Origin of the sequence: Pseudomonas sp. PGPR40, from assembly GCF_022014505.1 — a bacterium.
Classification (GTDB): Bacteria; Pseudomonadota; Gammaproteobacteria; order Pseudomonadales; family Pseudomonadaceae; genus Aquipseudomonas.
Map to the genome: position 1 here is coordinate 88,758 of NZ_JAKLSP010000022.1, position 17,198 is coordinate 105,955.

Annotated in this window: 19 protein-coding genes; 8 read left to right on the forward strand and 11 right to left on the reverse strand. The window is 57.6% G+C overall.

Features of this window, described 5'->3' with window-relative positions; translation table 11 throughout:
* Positions 1-65 precede the first annotated feature (65 nt).
* Complete coding sequence (locus tag MEB48_RS29460) at positions 66-215, reverse strand: DUF2790 domain-containing protein (protein WP_442969113.1); 150 nt, start codon at positions 213-215, stop codon at positions 66-68.
* A gap of 328 nt (positions 216-543) precedes the next feature.
* On the opposite strand from MEB48_RS29460, the gene MEB48_RS19415 reads away from it, so the two are divergent.
* The 3 genes from MEB48_RS19415 (at position 544) to MEB48_RS19425 (ending at position 3,737) form a co-directional block, all read left to right on the forward strand.
* Positions 544-1,284 carry a response regulator gene (locus tag MEB48_RS19415; RefSeq protein ID WP_237885571.1) on the forward strand — a complete coding sequence of 247 codons (741 nt, stop codon included), beginning with the start codon at positions 544-546 and terminating at the stop codon, positions 1,282-1,284.
* Positions 1,281-2,594, forward strand: coding sequence for an ATP-binding protein (locus MEB48_RS19420; protein ID WP_237885572.1), 1,314 nt, complete (start codon positions 1,281-1,283; stop codon positions 2,592-2,594). Before MEB48_RS19415 ends, MEB48_RS19420 begins: the two co-directional genes overlap by 4 nt.
* Before the next feature lie 213 nt (positions 2,595-2,807).
* The gene (locus MEB48_RS19425) at positions 2,808-3,737 is read left to right on the forward strand and encodes an alpha/beta fold hydrolase (RefSeq protein ID WP_237885573.1); all 930 of its coding nucleotides are present in this window, start codon (positions 2,808-2,810) and stop codon (positions 3,735-3,737) included.
* A gap of 101 nt (positions 3,738-3,838) precedes the next feature.
* On the opposite strand, the gene mqo is transcribed toward MEB48_RS19425, so the two are convergent.
* The 6 genes from mqo to MEB48_RS19455 all read right to left on the reverse strand — a co-directional run bounded on the left by mqo (position 3,839) and on the right by MEB48_RS19455 (position 9,643).
* Positions 3,839-5,485, reverse strand: a complete 1,647-nt coding sequence (mqo, locus tag MEB48_RS19430) for a malate dehydrogenase (quinone) (RefSeq protein WP_237885574.1) — start codon at positions 5,483-5,485, stop codon at positions 3,839-3,841.
* A gap of 318 nt (positions 5,486-5,803) precedes the next feature.
* Positions 5,804-6,514 carry a GNAT family N-acetyltransferase gene (locus MEB48_RS19435; RefSeq protein ID WP_237885575.1) on the reverse strand — a complete coding sequence of 237 codons (711 nt, stop codon included), beginning with the start codon at positions 6,512-6,514 and terminating at the stop codon, positions 5,804-5,806.
* 68 nt (positions 6,515-6,582) lie between these two features.
* Complete coding sequence (locus MEB48_RS19440) at positions 6,583-7,152, reverse strand: YceI family protein (RefSeq protein ID WP_237885576.1); 570 nt, start codon at positions 7,150-7,152, stop codon at positions 6,583-6,585.
* A 236-nt stretch (positions 7,153-7,388) separates the two neighbouring features.
* Entirely contained in the window at positions 7,389-7,769 is a 381-nt protein-coding gene (locus MEB48_RS19445) for a nuclear transport factor 2 family protein (RefSeq protein WP_237885577.1), read from the reverse strand.
* Between the two features lie 78 nt (positions 7,770-7,847).
* Positions 7,848-9,104, reverse strand: a complete 1,257-nt coding sequence (locus MEB48_RS19450; RefSeq protein WP_237885578.1) for a cation:dicarboxylate symporter family transporter — start codon at positions 9,102-9,104, stop codon at positions 7,848-7,850.
* 113 nt (positions 9,105-9,217) lie between these two features.
* Positions 9,218-9,643 carry a VOC family protein gene (locus tag MEB48_RS19455; RefSeq protein WP_237885579.1) on the reverse strand — a complete coding sequence of 142 codons (426 nt, stop codon included), beginning with the start codon at positions 9,641-9,643 and terminating at the stop codon, positions 9,218-9,220.
* A gap of 117 nt (positions 9,644-9,760) precedes the next feature.
* On the opposite strand from MEB48_RS19455, the gene MEB48_RS19460 reads away from it, so the two are divergent.
* The gene (locus MEB48_RS19460) at positions 9,761-10,636 is read left to right on the forward strand and encodes a LysR substrate-binding domain-containing protein (RefSeq protein ID WP_237885580.1); all 876 of its coding nucleotides are present in this window, start codon (positions 9,761-9,763) and stop codon (positions 10,634-10,636) included.
* Positions 10,637-10,674: 38 nt separating this feature from the next.
* Here MEB48_RS19460 and MEB48_RS19465 read toward each other — a convergent pair whose 3' ends face one another.
* A complete protein-coding gene (locus MEB48_RS19465) occupies positions 10,675-12,006 on the reverse strand; it encodes an aminotransferase-like domain-containing protein (RefSeq protein WP_237885581.1) in 1,332 nt (443 codons plus the stop codon).
* 88 nt (positions 12,007-12,094) lie between these two features.
* On the opposite strand from MEB48_RS19465, the gene MEB48_RS19470 reads away from it, so the two are divergent.
* Together MEB48_RS19470 and MEB48_RS19475 are read left to right on the forward strand one after the other, a co-directional pair.
* The gene (locus MEB48_RS19470) at positions 12,095-12,991 is read left to right on the forward strand and encodes a DMT family transporter (RefSeq protein WP_237885582.1); all 897 of its coding nucleotides are present in this window, start codon (positions 12,095-12,097) and stop codon (positions 12,989-12,991) included.
* Positions 12,992-13,136: 145 nt separating this feature from the next.
* Positions 13,137-13,682, forward strand: a complete 546-nt coding sequence (locus tag MEB48_RS19475; protein WP_237885583.1) for an Hsp20/alpha crystallin family protein — start codon at positions 13,137-13,139, stop codon at positions 13,680-13,682.
* A gap of 85 nt (positions 13,683-13,767) precedes the next feature.
* Here the strand turns inward: MEB48_RS19475 and MEB48_RS19480 are convergent, their stop codons facing one another.
* A complete protein-coding gene (locus tag MEB48_RS19480) occupies positions 13,768-14,685 on the reverse strand; it encodes a universal stress protein (protein WP_237885584.1) in 918 nt (305 codons plus the stop codon).
* 129 nt (positions 14,686-14,814) lie between these two features.
* On the opposite strand from MEB48_RS19480, the gene MEB48_RS29145 reads away from it, so the two are divergent.
* On the forward strand, positions 14,815-15,099 hold the full coding sequence (locus MEB48_RS29145; RefSeq protein WP_269137550.1) for a universal stress protein: 285 nt from the start codon (positions 14,815-14,817) through the stop codon (positions 15,097-15,099).
* A gap of 132 nt (positions 15,100-15,231) precedes the next feature.
* Positions 15,232-15,657, forward strand: a complete 426-nt coding sequence (locus MEB48_RS19490) for a potassium channel family protein (RefSeq protein ID WP_237885609.1) — start codon at positions 15,232-15,234, stop codon at positions 15,655-15,657.
* A 46-nt stretch (positions 15,658-15,703) separates the two neighbouring features.
* On the opposite strand, the gene MEB48_RS19495 is transcribed toward MEB48_RS19490, so the two are convergent.
* Both MEB48_RS19495 and MEB48_RS19500 read right to left on the reverse strand, forming a co-directional pair.
* Positions 15,704-16,381: a dienelactone hydrolase family protein gene (locus MEB48_RS19495; protein ID WP_237885585.1), complete on the reverse strand. Its 678-nt coding sequence runs from the start codon at positions 16,379-16,381 to the stop codon at positions 15,704-15,706.
* A 66-nt stretch (positions 16,382-16,447) separates the two neighbouring features.
* Positions 16,448-17,146, reverse strand: a complete 699-nt coding sequence (locus MEB48_RS19500) for an ion channel (RefSeq protein ID WP_237885586.1) — start codon at positions 17,144-17,146, stop codon at positions 16,448-16,450.
* Positions 17,147-17,198: the final 52 nt, after the last annotated feature.

A 17,198-nucleotide genomic window follows, 5' to 3' on the forward strand; every position in this document is an offset into this window, starting at 1 on the left:
GGCCAGAAGCGGACTGTAGACAGATAGCCGCATCTGTTAAAGCTGTAATGAACGAGCACTCTGAATCAGCCGCCGTTGTAACAGTTCGCGGCCAGCTTGCCGTATGCTAGGACCCGCTTCTCACCGTGGGAGTCCAGGTAGGTCATCTGTGCGTTCACCAAAATGCAGTGCTGGCCGCTCTCTTCCATTAGCGAGATCACCTGATCGATGTCCAGCCATGGAAAGCAGTGCGCTGGCGCTCAGAACGGGTAAGCAGGCATGCGGCGGAGAGGGTTTTTAAAGTTCATGGTTATTTCCTTGCAGTCGATAAGTTTGTCGTGGTTATCGAGGCGAGTCGTGTTGTCTCGATGGTCAAGAAGTCCCCAATTGGCTTCGTTACGTGACTGAGACGGGTTGAAGAAATACAGAGCGATACAATCGCCGCCGTTATTTGGGTGCGTCTGGCTACTGCCTTACGCCGGGACAGACTTACGAAGCCCTACGGACAGGCGCCGGGGCATCGCCATACTGCGCAATCGACGCGCACACTTCGGAGCACAAGGAATGGGACACATCGATCACGTATTGATCGTGGATGACGATCGCGAGATCAGGGAGCTGGTCGGCAATTACCTGCAGAAGAACGGCCTGCGCACTACAGTCGCCGCGGACGGGCGCCAGATGCGGGCCTTTCTCGAAACCAATCAAGTCGACTTGATCGTGCTCGACATCATGATGCCGGGCGACGATGGCCTGCAGCTGTGCCGGGAACTGCGGGTAGGCAAACACAAGGCCACCCCCGTGCTGATGCTCACCGCACGCACCGACGAGACCGACCGCATCATTGGTCTGGAAATGGGTGCCGACGACTACCTGGCCAAACCATTCGCCGCCCGCGAACTGCTCGCGCGCATCAACGCGGTGCTTCGGCGCACCCGCATGCTGCCGCCCAATCTGCTCGTCACCGAGAGCGGTCGCCTGCTCAGGTTCGGCCGTTGGCGCCTGGATACCACGGCCCGTCACCTGCTCGATGACGACGACACCCTGGTCGCCCTGAGCGGCGCGGAATACCGGTTGCTACGCGTGTTCCTCGATCACCCGCAGCGTGTGCTCAGCCGCGATCATTTGCTCAACCTGACCCAGGGCCGAGAAGCGGATTTGTTCGATCGCTCCATCGACCTGCTGGTCAGCCGCCTTCGCCAGCGCTTGTTGGATGATGCCCGTGAGCAAGCCTATATAAAGACGGTGCGCAGTGAAGGTTATGTCTTCACCTTCGCGGTAGAACTGCTTGAGGAGCAGGTATGAGGTTCGCGTTGCATTGGCCGCATACGCTGGCGTCGCGGTTGTGGCTGATTTTTCTGGCCGGTCTGCTACTCGCTCAGGGACTGACGTTCGGAGCGCAGTATTACGAGCGTTACCAGAGTACGAAAACGGCCATGCTGGGCAATTTCGAGCATGACACGGCGACCTCCATCGCCATCCTCGACCGCTTGCCCGCCCCTGAGCGCCTGGAGTGGACCAAACGCCTGCAGCGTCGCAACTACGATTATCTGCTGCGCGAACATGACGCCGGCATTCCGCTCGCTTCGAACGATCTCGCCGCGATAGCCGCGCAATCGCTCGAAGCCTCTCTGGGTCGCGACTATGACCTGACCTTCGTCCAGATCCCTGGCCCACGCGAACATTTCCAGGCCCAGCTGCACCTGGCCGATGGCAGCCCGGTCACCATCGATGTACGCCCCTCGGTCAGGCCGCTGTCGCCCTGGCTTCCCTTTGTGCTGTTCGGTCAGCTCATGCTGATGATCGCCTGCACCTGGCTCGCCGTCCGGATTGCGACCCGCCCGCTCAGCCGCCTGGCCGAAGCGGTCGAAAATCTCGACCCCAACGCACACCCCGTGCATCTGGATGAAAACGGCCCCCGTGAAGTGGCCTATGCGGCTCGGGCCTTCAATACCATGCAAGCACGGATCGCCGAATACTTGAAGGAGCGCATGCAACTGCTGGCGGCGATTTCCCATGATTTGCAGACGCCCATCACCCGCATGAAGCTGCGCGCTGAGTTCATGGTCGACTCCGTGGAGAAAGACAAACTGGGCAGCGATCTCTACGAAATCGAGCATCTGGTCCGCGAAGGCGTCGCCTATGCCCGCAGTGTTCATGGCGCGGCTGAAGCCAGTTGCCGCATCAACCTGGACTCCTTTCTCGATAGCCTCGTATTCGACTATCAGGACACCGGCCATGAAGTCAGCCTCTGCGGCAAGAACGGCGCGGTCATCGAGACACGCCCTCATGCCCTGCGGCGCATCATGGTGAATCTGGTTGATAACGCACTCAAATACGCTGGTAACGCTGAAGTGGAAATCGCCAGCAATGCCAGCGCGGGCGTTTCGATCAGCGTGCTCGACCGCGGCCCGGGCATCTCAGAGGACGTTTTGGCAGAAGTGACGAAGCCGTTCTATCGCGTGGAAAGCTCACGTAACCGCAACACCGGGGGCACCGGCCTAGGCCTGGCCATCGCTCTGCAACTGGCCGTGGCCATCGGCGGATCGCTGAGCCTGCGCAACCGCGAAGGCGGGGGTCTGTGCGTCACTCTCAACCTAGGGTCCAATCCGTAGGTGGTTCTCGGCCGTGCAGACCCTACCGATGGGCCTGCACGAGCAGGGTTTTGTATGCAACTGTATCCAGCGCCTTTCCATACTCACAAATATTAGAAACGGCCGGTTCTGAACACAGCCGGTATACATTCCCCTGCAAGAATTCTCCTTGTCGACTCGCCATCGGATACCCGGATGGCAGAGAGCTAACTACAGTCAACCGAGGAACTTTATATGAGCAAAATCACCCACACACTTCTAGCCATCAGCGCGGCATTTGCAACGTTGGCGGCAGACTTCAGCCTCGCAGAGACACCAAAAACCCGTGGCAACAGCTACATAACGACCCAGGATGGCGTACAGCTTTACTACAAGGACTGGGGTCCGAAAGATGGACAAGTCGTGACGTTCAGCCATGGTTGGCCGCTGAATTCGGACAGCTGGGAATCGCAGATGATGTTCCTGGCGGACAAGGGCTACCGCGTCATCGCTCACGACCGGCGCGGCCATGGGCGCTCCAGCCAGCCGTGGGAGGGCAACGATATGGATCACTACGCTGACGATTTGGCCACTGTGATCGAAACGCTCGACCTGAAAGACGTAACCCTGGTCGGTTTTTCAACCGGTGGCGGTGAGGTTGCCCGCTACATTGGCCGGCACGGTACCGGGCGCGTGAAAAAAGCAGCGCTCATCAGTGCCGTCCCGCCGATGATGCTCAAAACCAATGACTACCCAGGCGGCCTGCCGATTGAAGTCTTCGATGGCCTTCGCAAAGCGTCGCTGGAAAACCGCTCGCAGCTGTATCGCGACATCGCCTCCGGCCCGTTCTTTGGCTTCAACCGCAAAGGGGCAACACCCTCGCAGGGGCTGATCGATTCGTTCTGGGTCCAGGGCATGCAAGCGGGCCACAAAAACACCTATGACTCGATCGCCGCGTTCTCAGCCACTGATTTCCGCCCGGATCTGGCCAAATTTGACGTGCCCACACTGATCGTGCACGGCGATGACGATCAGATCGTACCGATCGCTGCCTCGGCGCATGCCGCAGCCAAGCTGGTCAAAAATTCGAAGTTGATTGTCTATCCTGGCGCACCCCACGGCTTGGCAGATACGCACAAGGAGCGGCTCAATCAAGATCTGCTGACGTTCCTCCAGCAAAAGTGACTATCGAGCCCCGCGCAAGCGGGGCTTCCTGGATCGAATTCCAGACACAAAAAAGCCCACTGACCGTCACCGGTTCAGTGGGCTTTTGACAAGGCCTCTAGTTACAAAGCCATATCCGTCGCAGCATTAGCCTTCGGTGCCTTGGCCGGAGCAGCCGGAGCAGCAGCCGGAGCCGCCACCTGACCAATCACCGGCGGCGGAGTCAGCTCCAGCACCTTGGCGGTGTAAGCCCACTCTTCAGCCACTTTCGCAGGGTTGCTGTTCAGCTGAGTGCCATAACTCGGCACGATCTGACGCAGTTTTTCCTGCCAGGCTGGGGTCGCAACCTTGTCCTTGAACACTTTCTGCAGCACGGTCAGCATGATCGGTGCGGCAGTCGAAGCGCCTGGCGATGCGCCCAGCAGACCAGCAATAGTGCCGTCAGCAGAAGCAACGATCTCGGTACCCAACTTCAGCACGCCACCGGCAGCTTCATCACGCTTGATGATTTGCACGCGTTGGCCGGCTTGCCACAGGCGCCAGTCTTCAGCTTTGGCGTTCGGGAAGTATTCTTTCAGGGCGTTGAGGCGGTCTTCGTCAGACAGCATCAGTTGGCCTGCAAGGTACTCGACCAATGGGTATTCCTTGATGCCGACCTTGGTCATTGGCCACACGTTGTGTGTGGTCGTGGTGGTCAGCAGGTCCAGGTACGAACCTTCTTTGAGGAACTTGGTGCTGAAGGTCGCGAATGGGCCAAACAGAATGACGCGCTTGCCGTCCAGCACACGGGTGTCCAGGTGCGGAACCGACATTGGCGGTGCGCCAACGGAGGCTTTGCCGTAGGCCTTGGCCAGGTGTTGTTCGGCCAGGGTCGGGTTTTCGGTCACAAGGAACGAGCCGCCGACCGGGAAGCCTGCGTATTCCTTGGCTTCAGGAATGCCGGACTTCTGCAGCAGGTGCAGTGCACCGCCGCCCGCGCCGATGAAGACGAACTTGGCGTCGGTTTCGGTTTTGGTGCCGTCTTTCAGGTTTTTGTAGCTGACGCGCCAGCTGCCGTCTTCGTTCTTGGTGATGTCTTGCACTTCGCTAGACAGTTTCAAGTCGAACTTCGGTGTGGTTTGCAGGTGCGCGACGAACTGGCGGGTGATCTCGCCAAAGTTCATGTCGGTGCCGATCGGGCTCCAGGTGGCCGCGACTTTCTGGTTCGGGTCACGCCCTTCCATCATCAGCGGAACCCACTTCTTGATCACAGCCGGGTCTTCGGAGTACTGCATGCCGGCGAACAGCGGGCTCGCTTGCAGGGCTTCGTAGCGCTTTTTCAGGAACTTGATGTTGTCATCGCCCCACACGAAGCTCATGTGCGGAGTGGAGTTGATGAACGAACGCGGGTTCTTCAGCACGCCTTGCTGAACTTGCCAGGCCCAGAACTGACGGGAGATCTGGAAGGCTTCGTTGATTTCAACGGCTTTCGCGATCTGGACGTTGCCCTTGTCGTCTTCCGGGGTGTAGTTCAATTCGGCCAGGGCGGAGTGACCGGTACCGGCGTTGTTCCAGCCGTTGGAGCTTTCCTGGGCGACGCCGTCGAGGCGCTCGACCATTTCCATCGACAGGCCGGGTTCCAGCTCATTGAGCCACACACCCAGGGTTGCACTCATGATGCCGCCGCCAATGAGCAGCACATCGACTTTCTTTGTCTCTTCCGCGTAGGCGGACGTGATCCCCATCGACAAAGCCAGCCCCAGCAGGGCTGTGTTCAGTTTCTTAAACATCTGTAGCACCTATGATAAACGCCATCCGCCCCCAATCCTCAATCATGAGCAACCCAGGTGTACGGGTACGCAGGCAGCGTGCCGTGGGTTCCTGCACTTACAAGGATTTGAAGGTGGGCACACAAGGCCGACGTGATTCCATCGACCTCAGTTATATGTCCCTCGTGCACTGATTTTTATCGTTATTGGCTCAGCTACTTTGAGCGACATTGATTCTGTCTGCACGTCTGTGGACATGCGAACTGAATAAGTCAAACCAAGTTGTGCGACAGAATATCACGCCTCGGCCAGCCTGCGCGCCCGAAAGGACCCAACAGTCTAGACGGGACGAGGGCCGCGCACTGCGGTTTCGCCCAAACGATTCAGCACAAACGCCTGCGCGTTGCGCGTCATTTGGTCGAGATGGCGGTCACGTTGCTTCTCTGCATCGATCATCGCCCGCTTGCCGTATTTGTGCAGCAGATACGTATGTATCTGCCGCACCTCCAAAGAACTGTAGATCGAAGTCACATCCAGCAAGCCCATCAAGCCTTCGGTGCCGTGATCACGGGTGTTCATCAACACTTGAGTGCCGCGCACGCCCAGCACTTGAAAGCCCATCGATTCGAACCAGGGCACTTTGGCGACGCTGCAGGTCAACTCTGCATGCGGATAGCGGCTGAGCATGTCTTGCAACATCGCCCGCGCAACGCCCCGTCGCCGATGGCCGGCCTGCACCGCCATATACGCTACGCCGCACGCATCGGGATCGTCCTTGACGGGCAGGTACAGCAGAAAGCCGATGACCTTCTCAGGGTCTTCATCGTCCATTGCGACGATCAGTTCGACAGCAATGCCTTTGGCGCCGCCGAGCGCTTCGAGGTAGAGATGAACCTCATAGCCCACTGTGTATTGATACACGTTGTACAACGGGTTGCTCGGCGCGATGCCCACCATGCTGATGTCGGTCAGATTGTCGACGACCATCTGCAGGATCTGGCTGTTGATGGGCTCCGGGCACGAGGTGGCGAAGTGGGTGAACTGGGGCATTGCGTTTTTGACTCCGGGTTAAGGCTTAGCCCCGCTATTGTCACAGATCGAGCCCCCTCACAGGAAAATCACTGCTCGGGTGCGACGATGCGGAAGCGGATGTTGATGTCATTGGAGACGACATTCCCCGCCCACTCCCCTTCCCCAATATTGAAGTCGCTGCGTTTAACAACGATGTCGCCATCGAAGATCCCGATGGCATGTTCCGGCTTCAACTTCACCTTCACTTGCAACTCACGCGTCATACCCCTGAGGGTGAGATTGCCGGTGATCAAGTAATGGTGATCGCCCAGTGCTTCCACGCCGGTCGATTCAAAGGTCGCCACCGGATAATCCGCCGTGTTGAACCAGGCAGGCTTTTGCAGTTCGCTGTTGGCATCGCTATCCCCGGCGTCGATGCTGGCAAGGTCGATGGTCAACTTGGCGTGGGCCGTTTCGGGGTTTTGCGTGTCGAAATCGAGTGTGACTTCGAACTTGCCGAAAGTGCCGTAGGCCCGGGAGCCGAACTGGTTATAGGTGAACGAGATTTTGCTGGCGGTGGTGTTCACCTGGGTGTATTCGACAGCGTGGGCGCAGGGCAAAGTGCCGACCAGGAGGATGGCGAGCAATGCGGCGAAACGCGGGAATCGAGAGGGCATGGGATTCTCCGGTTGAAGCGCCCGTCAGGGATTGAGGACCGCGCCCGTGTGGCTGCGATAGCTGGACTTAAGCAAATATTCGATGGTTACGCCAGGTGCGGGGATAAATGCAGTTTGTAGCCAGCTGGCGTAGCCTGCTGCTACAAAGAATGCATCGTGGTTGAGAATGATTGGAAAGTCCTCGGCGTGAGGACCTTCCTGGTTTTTTCAAACGGTAACGTTACTAACCCGAGGGATCAGGCGTTCGGATGGGTGTGGTAGATCTTGCTGACGATGGTCCACTTGCCTTCTACCTTCAGCAGGTTAAAGAAGTCGGTGAAGCGGAACCCGGAAACGTTGTCGGTATCGACCCGCGCACTGGCTGCCGTACCGACGATGTCGATGCGCACGATGGCGGCTTTGGCTTGCGGGGATGGACGGAACGCATTGTCGATAATGTCGTAGAGGTTCTGGATCGCACCGCCGACGAGCTTGTCGCCATCGACGCCAAACAGGGTGGCCTGCTCGTTGAAAGCGGGCTTCATCAGCGCGCTGTCGGCCTTCGCGCCACCTTCGTTGTACTGGTTAAGTACGTCGACAATCGCGTTGTATTCCTGAACGTAAGTTAGATTGCTCATTGCATGACTCCTGATAAGTAACTGACACGGGTTAATACACGGAACCCTGTGGGATTGCGCTTGACTGGAGGCTGGTGATTAGGTTTTCTGCGCCACTCGGGCAACTGAAGGCTCAATACTGACCTTTTCCCATTTGGCGATGACCAAGGGCGCGATCGCATTGCCCAGCACGTTCAGGGTGGTGGTGCCGCTGTCGATAATCCGGAAGATGCCGGCAATCAGTGCGACCCCTTCCAGTGGCAGACCGGCAGACGCCAGGGTGGCGGACAGGATAATGATGGCGAATCCGGGAACGCCGGCAGCTCCTTTGGAGGTCAGCACCATCGTCACCACCAGCAGTATCTGCTGGGACAGCGACAGGTCGATCCCATAGAGTTGCGCGACAAAAATCGTCGCCACGCCGAGGAAGATCGACGCGCCATCCAGGTTGAATGCGTAACCCACCGGCACCACGAAACTGACGATTCGACGCGGCACGCCATAGTGTTCCAGCTTGCTCATCAACTGCGGCATGACCGATGCCGATGCGGCACTGGAGAACGCCAGAATCAGCTCATCACGGAAATACTTGATCAGTTTGAAAATGTTCTCGCCAATCAGGTAGCAAATACCGCCCAGCACCACCAGCGCAAAGACAACCAATGCCAGATAAACCACACCGATCAACTTGAGCAGAGGCAATAGCGAGGCAAAACCGAAGGTCGCCACGGTAGCGCCGATCATGCCGAATACCCCGATCGGCGCATACGCCATGACAATACCGACAACCTTGAACATTGCATCAGAGATGCCTTGAACCACCGCCACCACCGGTGCGCTTCTTTCTTTGGGGAGCGAGTTCAATGCCAGGCCGAACAGCACGGCGAAGAACAGTACCGAGAGCAACTTCGCTTCCGACATCGCGATAAAAACATTATCGGGAACAATGTTCTGCAGAATGACGAGAGCGCCCTTCGAAGGCTCCATGTTGACCGAAGCGGTGCTCTGGGAAATGCCCGAAATATCAGTGCCCGTGCCGGGCTCGAAGATATTGGCGAAACACAACCCCATCACAATGGCCAGGCCGGTAATCGCGAAGAAATAGCCCAGCGACTTGACGCCCATGCGCCCAAACGACTTGTTATCACCGCCGCCGGCAATACCCAGGATCATGCAACAGAAGACAATGGGCACAACGACCATCTTCATCATCTTGATGAAGATATCGCCAAGGGGTTTGAGGATTTCAGAACTGACCCAGCCTTGATACTGCGGGTGTGTATTGAAGTACCAACCGACGAGCACGCCAAGCAACAGCCCGGCAACTATTTGCCAAACCAAAGGGATACGTTTCATGTCTAGCCTTCTTGTTGGAGTGAAAGGACTGCATTACATGGCAGTTGCTAGAGTCATGAGCTTCCAGCTCATTTGAAATCGAATGGCACAACAAGGTTGTGCCATGACTTCTATTACTTGGCGAAGAGCTGGCTCATATCCTTGAACGCCTTGAACTCAAGTGCGTTGCCACACGGATCGAACAGGAACATGGTGGCTTGTTCGCCGACCTGCCCTTTGAATCGAATGTAGGGCTCAATCACAAACTCGGTACCAAAGGACTTCAGTCGCTCGGCCAGGGCTTCCCATTGCTGCCACTCCAGAATGATGCCGAAGTGCGGAACGGGGACGTCGTGCCCGTCTACCGGATTGCTATGCACGCTCTCCTGAGAAGCAGTTTTTGGGTGCTCATGGATAACCAGTTGGTGACCGTAGAAATCAAAGTCGACCCACTGTGTGCTGGAGCGTCCTTCTTGCAGTCCGAACACTTCAACGTAAAAGGTGCGTGTCGCCGCGAGGTCATAAACAGGGATCGCCAAGTGAAAAGGAGAAATGCTCATCTGAACTCCAATCAAGGTTGTTATCGGTTTTGTTTTGAGTACGGAGTCAATCGTAGAGCCGCAGACCAAACAAAAAAATCAATATATATTTCTTAGAAACACAATTAATATTTGTGAATGATCAAAGAATTGAAAACTCTCATTGCCGTCGCGCGCGAAGGCACCTTTGCCGCTGCCGGGAACAGGATCGGGCTGACTCAGGCTGCCGTGAGCGCCCAGATGCAGCGTCTGGAGGCCGAGCTGGGCTTCCAGATTTTCGAGCGCAAGGGCCGCTCGGCTCACCTCAACAGAATGGGGCATCAGATACTTCTGCAGGCGCAGGAGCTGCTTCGCCTCTATGACAATCTGGGGTCCACCACCGCTGGGCTGCCAGCCAGCGTGTTAGTGAACATCGGTGCCATCGCTTCCGTGCAGCGCTCGTTCCTGCCGGATGCGCTCGCCAGATTTCACCAACAGTGCCCGCAATGTCGAACCCGGGTGATTCCGGGTCTGTCGATGGAGTTGGTCAATCTGGTGGATGCCGGCGAGATCGACATGGCGGTGATCATTCGCCCGCCCTTTTCGCTACAAAGCGATCTGCGCTGGACGACCCTGGCACTCGAGCCCTACCGGCTGATCGTTGCGCGTGATGTGCCCGGAGAAGACTGGTCGGCACTGCTTTGCAACCAACCCTTCATTCGCTACGACCGATCATCTTTTGGCGGCAGGCAGGTCGATCGTTTCTTGCGGCAAATGCATTTCACCTTGCGTGAAGTGTGCGAGCTGGATGAACTGGAGGCCATTATCAAACTGGTCGAAAATGGCGTCGGTGTCGCGCTGGTGCCACAGACCGCGATTCATCAGGATTGGCCCGCGGGGGTGCGTGCGCTCGATCTTGGGCAACACACCTTCCATCGTGATATCGGCCTCGTCCATCGGGCTCGACAAAGTTTTACCGAGCCGGTGCGGGTACTGGCGCAACTGATCATTGAGCAGGTTCAAAGCGGCGCTTGAATCAGACTACGACACTGCTACAAATGTGTAGCGACTTATTACGAATAAACCCCAACCATCCACTTCACTTTTTCCAGCGCCTCCCTCAGTGCGCCCATCTCCACGGAGCCCAGCGCCAGGCGAAACGCATGCGGGACGTTGGCTGAGGTGGCAAACGGTTCGGCGGTGGAAACCGACACGTTTTCGCGCATCAACGCCATGGCGATCTGGTCGGCCCTTGCGTCTTCCGACAATGGCAGCCAAAGAAAATACGACGATGGATGGCGAATGCAGCGCAGTCCCGCCAGTACCTCGCCGGCCACGACTTGCCTCGCTTGCGCGTCCCGGCGCTTTTCGGCTTCCAGTTGCAGGACGGTGCCGTCGTCGAGCCATGTCGTGGCGATCGCCGTCATCACGCCAGGGGTATTCCAGGTAGTCGCTTTAATCGTGCGCTCCAACGCGGGCACGTTTTGAAGGGGGGCGACGACGAAGCCGACGCGCAATCCGGTAGCCACGCTTTTGGAAAGCCCTGACACGTAAACCGTCCTCTCGGGGGCGAGTACCGCCAGCGGTGCGGGGGGATTTTCCGCCAGGAAGGCGTAAGCGGCGTCCTCGATGATCAGCAGTCCATGCCGGCGCGCAATCGCCACCAGAGACTCGCGTTGATCGGTACTCATCACCCACCCCAGCGGATTGTGCAGGGTCGGCATCGTGTACACGGCCCGCACGCGTCTATGCCGGCACAGGCTTTCCAGCGCCTCAAGATCAGGCCCGTGATCGAGCACCGCAATGGGCACGATTTCAAGGTGCAGTGAGTCGGCCAGGGCCTTGAATCCTGAATAGGTCAACGCGTCTGCCGCAATCACATCACCGGGTTGCAACAGCGCCATCATCGTCACGGCCAGCCCCTGCTGGGCACCGTTGACGATCAACACCTGCTCCGCCTCAACCGTCAGACCCCGGACGCGCAGATGGCGCGCCACAGAGGCACGTTCATGCGGGCGCCCGGCGTGTGGCTGGTAGCGCAGCAGCGATTCCAGATCGCCGGCCGCTGCGAGCTGGCGCAGGGCATTGCGCAACAGTTCTGCCTGCCCGGGAAGCGCTGGATAGTTGAAGTTCAGGTCGGTCATGCCAGCGGCAACCGCATGCTGGTCGATTGCCTGGTTAGGCGACCACGAGGTTTCCCTGACAAACGTCCCCCGCCCCGCTTCCCCGCTGACCAGGCCCATGGCTTCCAGCTCCGCATAGACCCGGGTTGCCGTCACCAGAGCCAGCCCTTCGGTTGCCGCCAACAGACGGTGCGTCGGCAAACGCGTGCCCGGCAACAATCGTCCGCAGCGGATATCCGCCGCAAACGCATCCACCAGTGATTTGTAGCGAGAGCGAGGCATGCGCAAGTGTATCCATGACAATATTTTGATTGTATTGAGTTTCGTCCATACGATGCCTCCCATGCAACCTGCATAAAGGGGATCCTCAATGGAACGCACATCGAATCTGCAACACCACACCACGGAAAAGACCGCGAGCGGATGGCTCAACGGGTTCATCGGCGTGCTCATCTTCAGCGGCTCGTTGCCGGCGACACGGGTGGCCGTTCTGGAATTTGATCCGGTCTTCTTGACCGTTGCCCGGGCCAGCATCGCGGCCATTCTGGCGCTGTGCATGCTGCTGCTTTTCAACGAAAAACGGCCGGCCAAAAGTCAGCTTTTCTCCCTGGCAATCGTGGCTCTTGGCGTTGTATTGGGGTTTCCGCTGCTGACCGCGTTGGCGCTGCAATATGTGACGTCCGCGCATTCCATCGTCTTCGTTGGCCTGTTGCCACTGGCCACCGCAGCGTTTGGTGTCTGGCGCGGTGGCGAGCGGCCCCGGCCGGTTTTCTGGTTTTTCTCGGTGTTGGGAAGCCTGTTGGTGGTGGGGTTTGCCGTTTCCCAAGGCCTGACCGCTGCTCCTGCGGGGGACATCCTGATGTTGCTGGCGATTCTCGCCTGCGGACTGGGCTATGCGGAAGGCGCAAAGCTTTCCAGAACACTGGGCGGTTGGCAGGTGATTTCCTGGGCCTTGGTGCTGTCGTTGCCCGTCATGATCCCGCTGACCTGGTTTCTGGCCCCGCCTGCGCTCTCGGGCATCACCCTTCCCGCGTGGTTCAGCCTGGCTTACGTCTCGCTGTTCAGCATGTTTCTCGGCTTCGTATTCTGGTACCGCGGGCTGGCTCAAGGCGGGATTGCCGCCGTCGGTCAGCTGCAGCTGCTGCAGCCGTTCTTTGGTCTGGCGCTGGCGGCCACGCTGCTGCACGAGCAGGTCAGCCTTGGCATGTTGGGTGTGACCGTTGCGGTGATTCTTTGCGTGGTTGGTGCACGCAAGTTCTCGAAATAGACGGCTAGCAGTCAGAAACCGACTGTTGGTCGGCCCCTGAGCCACAGGAATACTAACCTTTTAAGGTAAGGCCTGAATCTGTTGTGGTGGACCAGCCTCCGAGATGTTCCCGGCCCACCGCCGTACTGAAAAGGAGGAATGAAAAATGGCCAATTTCGAGAAGAAAATGCCGGTGCATACCGACGACGAAAAAACCGATCAGCAACCGATGGCAACAGATCCTTGGCGTCCCCTGGAAAAACTGCGCCAGCAGGTCGATCACCTGTTCGAAGACTTCAATCGTGGTTCGGGGCTGACGCCTTTTCGGCGTGGGCTATTTGATGTCGAACCGTTCTGGAGTCGCGAATTTATCGGCCGCAGCCTGCCAGCGGTGGACATTACCGAAAAGGATGAAAGCTTCGAAATCACCGCCGAACTGCCAGGCATGGATCAGGAAAATATCGACATCAAACTGTCCAACGGCAATCTGATCATCAAAGGTGAAAAGAAAGAGGACAAGGAAGAAAAAAGAAAAGGCTATCACTTGTCAGAGCGTCACTATGGCTCCTTCCAGCGGGCGTTCAGCCTGCCTAAAGGTGTCGATGCCGACAAGATCGAAGCAAATTTCAGCAAAGGCGTGCTGAGTATTTCGCTGCCGAAGAAGCCCGAAGCCATGAGCGCGGACAAAAAGGTACAAATCAAATCCAGCTGAATCACCCCTTCACGCGACAGAAGCCCCTCACCGGGAAACCGGCGAGGGGCTTTTTTTGTTTCGTGAAAGAGACTGGCAGAAACTGTCAATCGACCTGGGACAATGGCTTGATGATCGTCAGACTGCAAGGTGCCCGGTTCAATATGCTTTCGGCCGTACTGCCGATAAAAATATCGATCCCGTGATGGTAGGTTGTCCCCAATACCACCATGTCGAAAGCATGTTGTTGTGCGAAATGTGTGATCACCTCAGTGGGGATGCCAGGCAGTAAATGTTGCTGCTGTTTTTCGATACCGTAGCGTTCGGCAAGCACCTCAAAGGCCTCTAGCTGAGCATCGCTGATTGCGTCTCTCAAACTGCCATCCAGTGTCGCTGTCGGCACGTTTACCTCAGACCCTCCCAACTCCGACCAGCCGTCGACGTTGAGCAGGTGCAAGGTGGCGCCACACGACTCAGCCAGCGTCGAGGCGAGGTCGAGAATCCGGTCATTCAGCCCTTGGGTCAGCGTCTCCAGATGGGACAGGTCGATGGTGGCGAGTATGTTCAACGGGTTTGGGTGTACGGCATCGGTGACCAGGTGCAAAGGGGCCGGACAGTCGCGCAGCAACTGCCAGTCCAGAGGTCGGTGGAAGGCGCGGTCGAATGCCGACACGCGGTGTGTGTCCTTGATCACCAGGTCCGCATGGAAGTCATTCACGTACTCAAGCAGGTGCGCCAGGCTTGGTCTGGCCCAGACCACTTCAGTGGTCACCTGCAACCCTTCGCATCGTTGAAACCGGGCTTGCTGCTCAAGCCAGTGACGATGCACCTGCAAATAACCTTCCCGCGCCTGGGCCATCGCGTCGTGATCGAACAGGCCGGCCACCGCCAGTGCCTGAACATGATCGAAAGCGACAATGTGCAACATTGCACCGGTTGCACAGGCCAGGGCTCGCGCCCGATCGAAAGCCGGTGTATGGACCATTTCGGTCGGGGCAATCAATAGCAGACGTTGAATTCTCACCCCTACTCTCCTTGCAACATCCTGCCGGGTTTGATCGTGGCTAGAACCACAGAGTGATCGTTCCAGAGCCGGAGGATTTGATCTTTGTCAGCTACAGGGGTCGGGCCGCATGCTGCATCACTCGTCGGGTTGATAAAGATCAATCCCGCTCCCCCGGTCGGTGGCAGGATAAAAACACGGCCTCCCGCCCAAACGCAGGGGTGCCATGGAGCACAGGTGTTTCTGCAATTTTTGACGATCATGGGCAACCCGGCCAAGGTTCTTAGCCGATATGCCGATGCCTACAATGTCGATGTAATTGTCATGGGCCGAGTCGGCCATCGTGGCATGGGCCGATTGGTGGGCAGCACGGTGGAGCATCTGCTGTACAAAATGCCGTGCAGTGTATGGGTGGTTTCACCTGAGGATCTGTAGAGGGCCATTTCGTAAAGCAGTCATATTGCGCCGACGCTCCATCGCGCAGGTTGAAAATCATTTGCTGCTCGCCTGAGTCAATGACCTGGGAAAATCGTGGATCGCACCGAGCGCTTTCACTGGAGGTGCATGATGTTCGCGGTCACGTTGATCAATACTTTGGCGGTGGTCGTCGCCGTGTTGATTCACTACGAATGCCTGTTACGCCTCAATGACTGGTTGCCGAGGCTTAAACTCTGGAACCGTTTCAGGATTGTCATCGGGGTGTTCGGGGCGCTGTTGGCCCATGCAATAGAGGTCTGGTGCTTCGCGCTGGTCTATTACCTGATGGTGCTCTCCGGTGACTGGGGCAGCCTGATCGGCAACTTCGATGGGTCACTGATGGACTGCGTGTACTTTTCATTCACCACGTACACGACAATCGGTTTCGGCGATATTTCACCCGTGGGCAACCTCAAGTACCTGACGGGTCTGGAGGCCCTGACCGGCCTGGTACTCATCACCTGGACGGCATCCTTTCTGTTTATCGAAATGCAGAAGTACTGGAAGCGCAAATAACCCACTCTTCGACACCCGATCTGTGGCGCCCCCTGGAAAGCTGGCATCAGACGCTGGTGGTCGGCGTTGGACGACTACCGTGCAAATATCGCTCGAACCAGTCGCCAGCCAGTCTGGCGACTGCTTCAAGCGCACCGGTTTCTTCAAAAAGATGCGTAGCGCCCGGCACGACTTCCAGACGTTTTTCACAGTGCATGGCATGACTGCTTTGCACATTAAGATTGAGCACCACCGGATCCTGCTCACCGACAATCTGCAGGGTCGGTGCCTTCACGCGGGCCAGCGCCGCACCCGCAAGGTCGGTCCGCCCTCCTCGGCTCACCACGGCATGCACCACGTCCGCACGTTCGGCCGCGGCCATTAGCGCCGCAGCGGCACCGGTGCTGGCGCCGAACAATCCAATCCGAAGCGGCTGCAGTTCGGCATCCCGGCCAATCCAGTCGATCACCTTCACCAGTCGCCCGGAAAGCAGCTCGATGTCGAAACGCAATTTCCGGGTCTGATTGTCCAGGTGTTGCTCGGGCTCCGTGAGCAGATCGAACAGTAAAGTGCCCAATCCCCGCCGGGCCAGTGACTCGGCAACGTGTTGATTACGCGGACTTGAACGACTGCTGCCGCTGCCATGGACGAACACCACCAGACCGATAGCGTTCTTTGGCAGCCTCAGGTCGGCAGACAGCGCCACGTCCCCCAGGTCCAGCTTTCGATAGAGAAGCTCAAACATTGGAATTCTCCTGACCGGAACACTGCCGGATTCTCTGCGCCAGGCCTGCCTCAGGCAGATCGAGAGTCACTTGGTCGAAGTCGACGGATAGAGACCGGCAAGGCGCGCGATCAGGACGCCAACGTAAAAAACACCTGCAAACTCTTCGACCATCACCAATGAGCGGGCGTGGTTGGTCAATGGGATAACATCACCGTAACCGGTGGTCGTGAGCGTTGTGAGGCTAAAATACATCAGTTTGAAGAACGTGCCGGGCTGTGTGAAATCGAGGCGGCCAGGACCGAATGAACCAGGGCTGGATATCTCGATCAGGGTGTAGATGAAGGACCAGATGAAGGCCATCATGATGTAGCCCGCAAGCGCACCATGCAGCTTGTCGGCTGTAATGGGGCCGCGCTTGAGAACATAGCGAAGCACTCCGCTGATCGAGACTGCAAGCGATGCGGCATACGTCATCGCGGCAAGCTCCAGAATCACGATACTCCCCGTCCACAACGCCACCCATTGAAGGCCGACACCAAGCACCGCCAAGCCCAGTTTGAGAATGAACCCCCGCCGAGTCTGCCTGGTAGCGAAAGCGCCCACGAGCAGCACGATTGAAAACAGAACACCGAGCAACGTGCGAGCGAATATGCCTTCCTCAAGGAAGGGAAACAGCAGGATCAAGCCAAGCAAGAGCAGCAACAGATAGGTGCAAGGCCCATGGCCTATGAGCATCTGGGCTAAATCCTCGTCGGATTTGGTTTCATCTTGCGGAGTTGTCATAGCAGTCTTCCCAGAGACCGAACTAACGCTCGCGACCTGACGTTGCGCGATT

Excerpts from the sequence above, each read along its gene's own strand:
- MEB48_RS19500 (WP_237885586.1), bottom strand. The coding sequence starts at position 17,146 with ATGACAACTCCGCAAGATGAAACCAAATCCGACGAGGATTTAGCCCAG.
- MEB48_RS19475 (WP_237885583.1), top strand. The coding sequence starts at position 13,137 with ATGGCCAATTTCGAGAAGAAAATGCCGGTGCATACCGACGACGAAAAA.
- MEB48_RS19460 (WP_237885580.1), top strand. The coding sequence starts at position 9,761 with ATGATCAAAGAATTGAAAACTCTCATTGCCGTCGCGCGCGAAGGCACC.
- MEB48_RS19455 (WP_237885579.1), bottom strand. The coding sequence starts at position 9,643 with ATGAGCATTTCTCCTTTTCACTTGGCGATCCCTGTTTATGACCTCGCG.
- MEB48_RS19420 (WP_237885572.1), top strand. The coding sequence starts at position 1,281 with ATGAGGTTCGCGTTGCATTGGCCGCATACGCTGGCGTCGCGGTTGTGG.
- MEB48_RS19495 (WP_237885585.1), bottom strand. The coding sequence starts at position 16,381 with ATGTTTGAGCTTCTCTATCGAAAGCTGGACCTGGGGGACGTGGCGCTG.
- MEB48_RS19450 (WP_237885578.1), bottom strand. The coding sequence starts at position 9,104 with ATGAAACGTATCCCTTTGGTTTGGCAAATAGTTGCCGGGCTGTTGCTT.
- MEB48_RS19490 (WP_237885609.1), top strand. The coding sequence starts at position 15,232 with ATGTTCGCGGTCACGTTGATCAATACTTTGGCGGTGGTCGTCGCCGTG.
- MEB48_RS19465 (WP_237885581.1), bottom strand. The coding sequence starts at position 12,006 with ATGCCTCGCTCTCGCTACAAATCACTGGTGGATGCGTTTGCGGCGGAT.
- MEB48_RS19445 (WP_237885577.1), bottom strand. The coding sequence starts at position 7,769 with ATGAGCAATCTAACTTACGTTCAGGAATACAACGCGATTGTCGACGTA.
- MEB48_RS19415 (WP_237885571.1), top strand. The coding sequence starts at position 544 with ATGGGACACATCGATCACGTATTGATCGTGGATGACGATCGCGAGATC.
- MEB48_RS19425 (WP_237885573.1), top strand. The coding sequence starts at position 2,808 with ATGAGCAAAATCACCCACACACTTCTAGCCATCAGCGCGGCATTTGCA.
- MEB48_RS19470 (WP_237885582.1), top strand. The coding sequence starts at position 12,095 with ATGGAACGCACATCGAATCTGCAACACCACACCACGGAAAAGACCGCG.
- MEB48_RS19435 (WP_237885575.1), bottom strand. The coding sequence starts at position 6,514 with ATGCCCCAGTTCACCCACTTCGCCACCTCGTGCCCGGAGCCCATCAAC.
- MEB48_RS19440 (WP_237885576.1), bottom strand. The coding sequence starts at position 7,152 with ATGCCCTCTCGATTCCCGCGTTTCGCCGCATTGCTCGCCATCCTCCTG.
- mqo (WP_237885574.1), bottom strand. The coding sequence starts at position 5,485 with ATGTTTAAGAAACTGAACACAGCCCTGCTGGGGCTGGCTTTGTCGATG.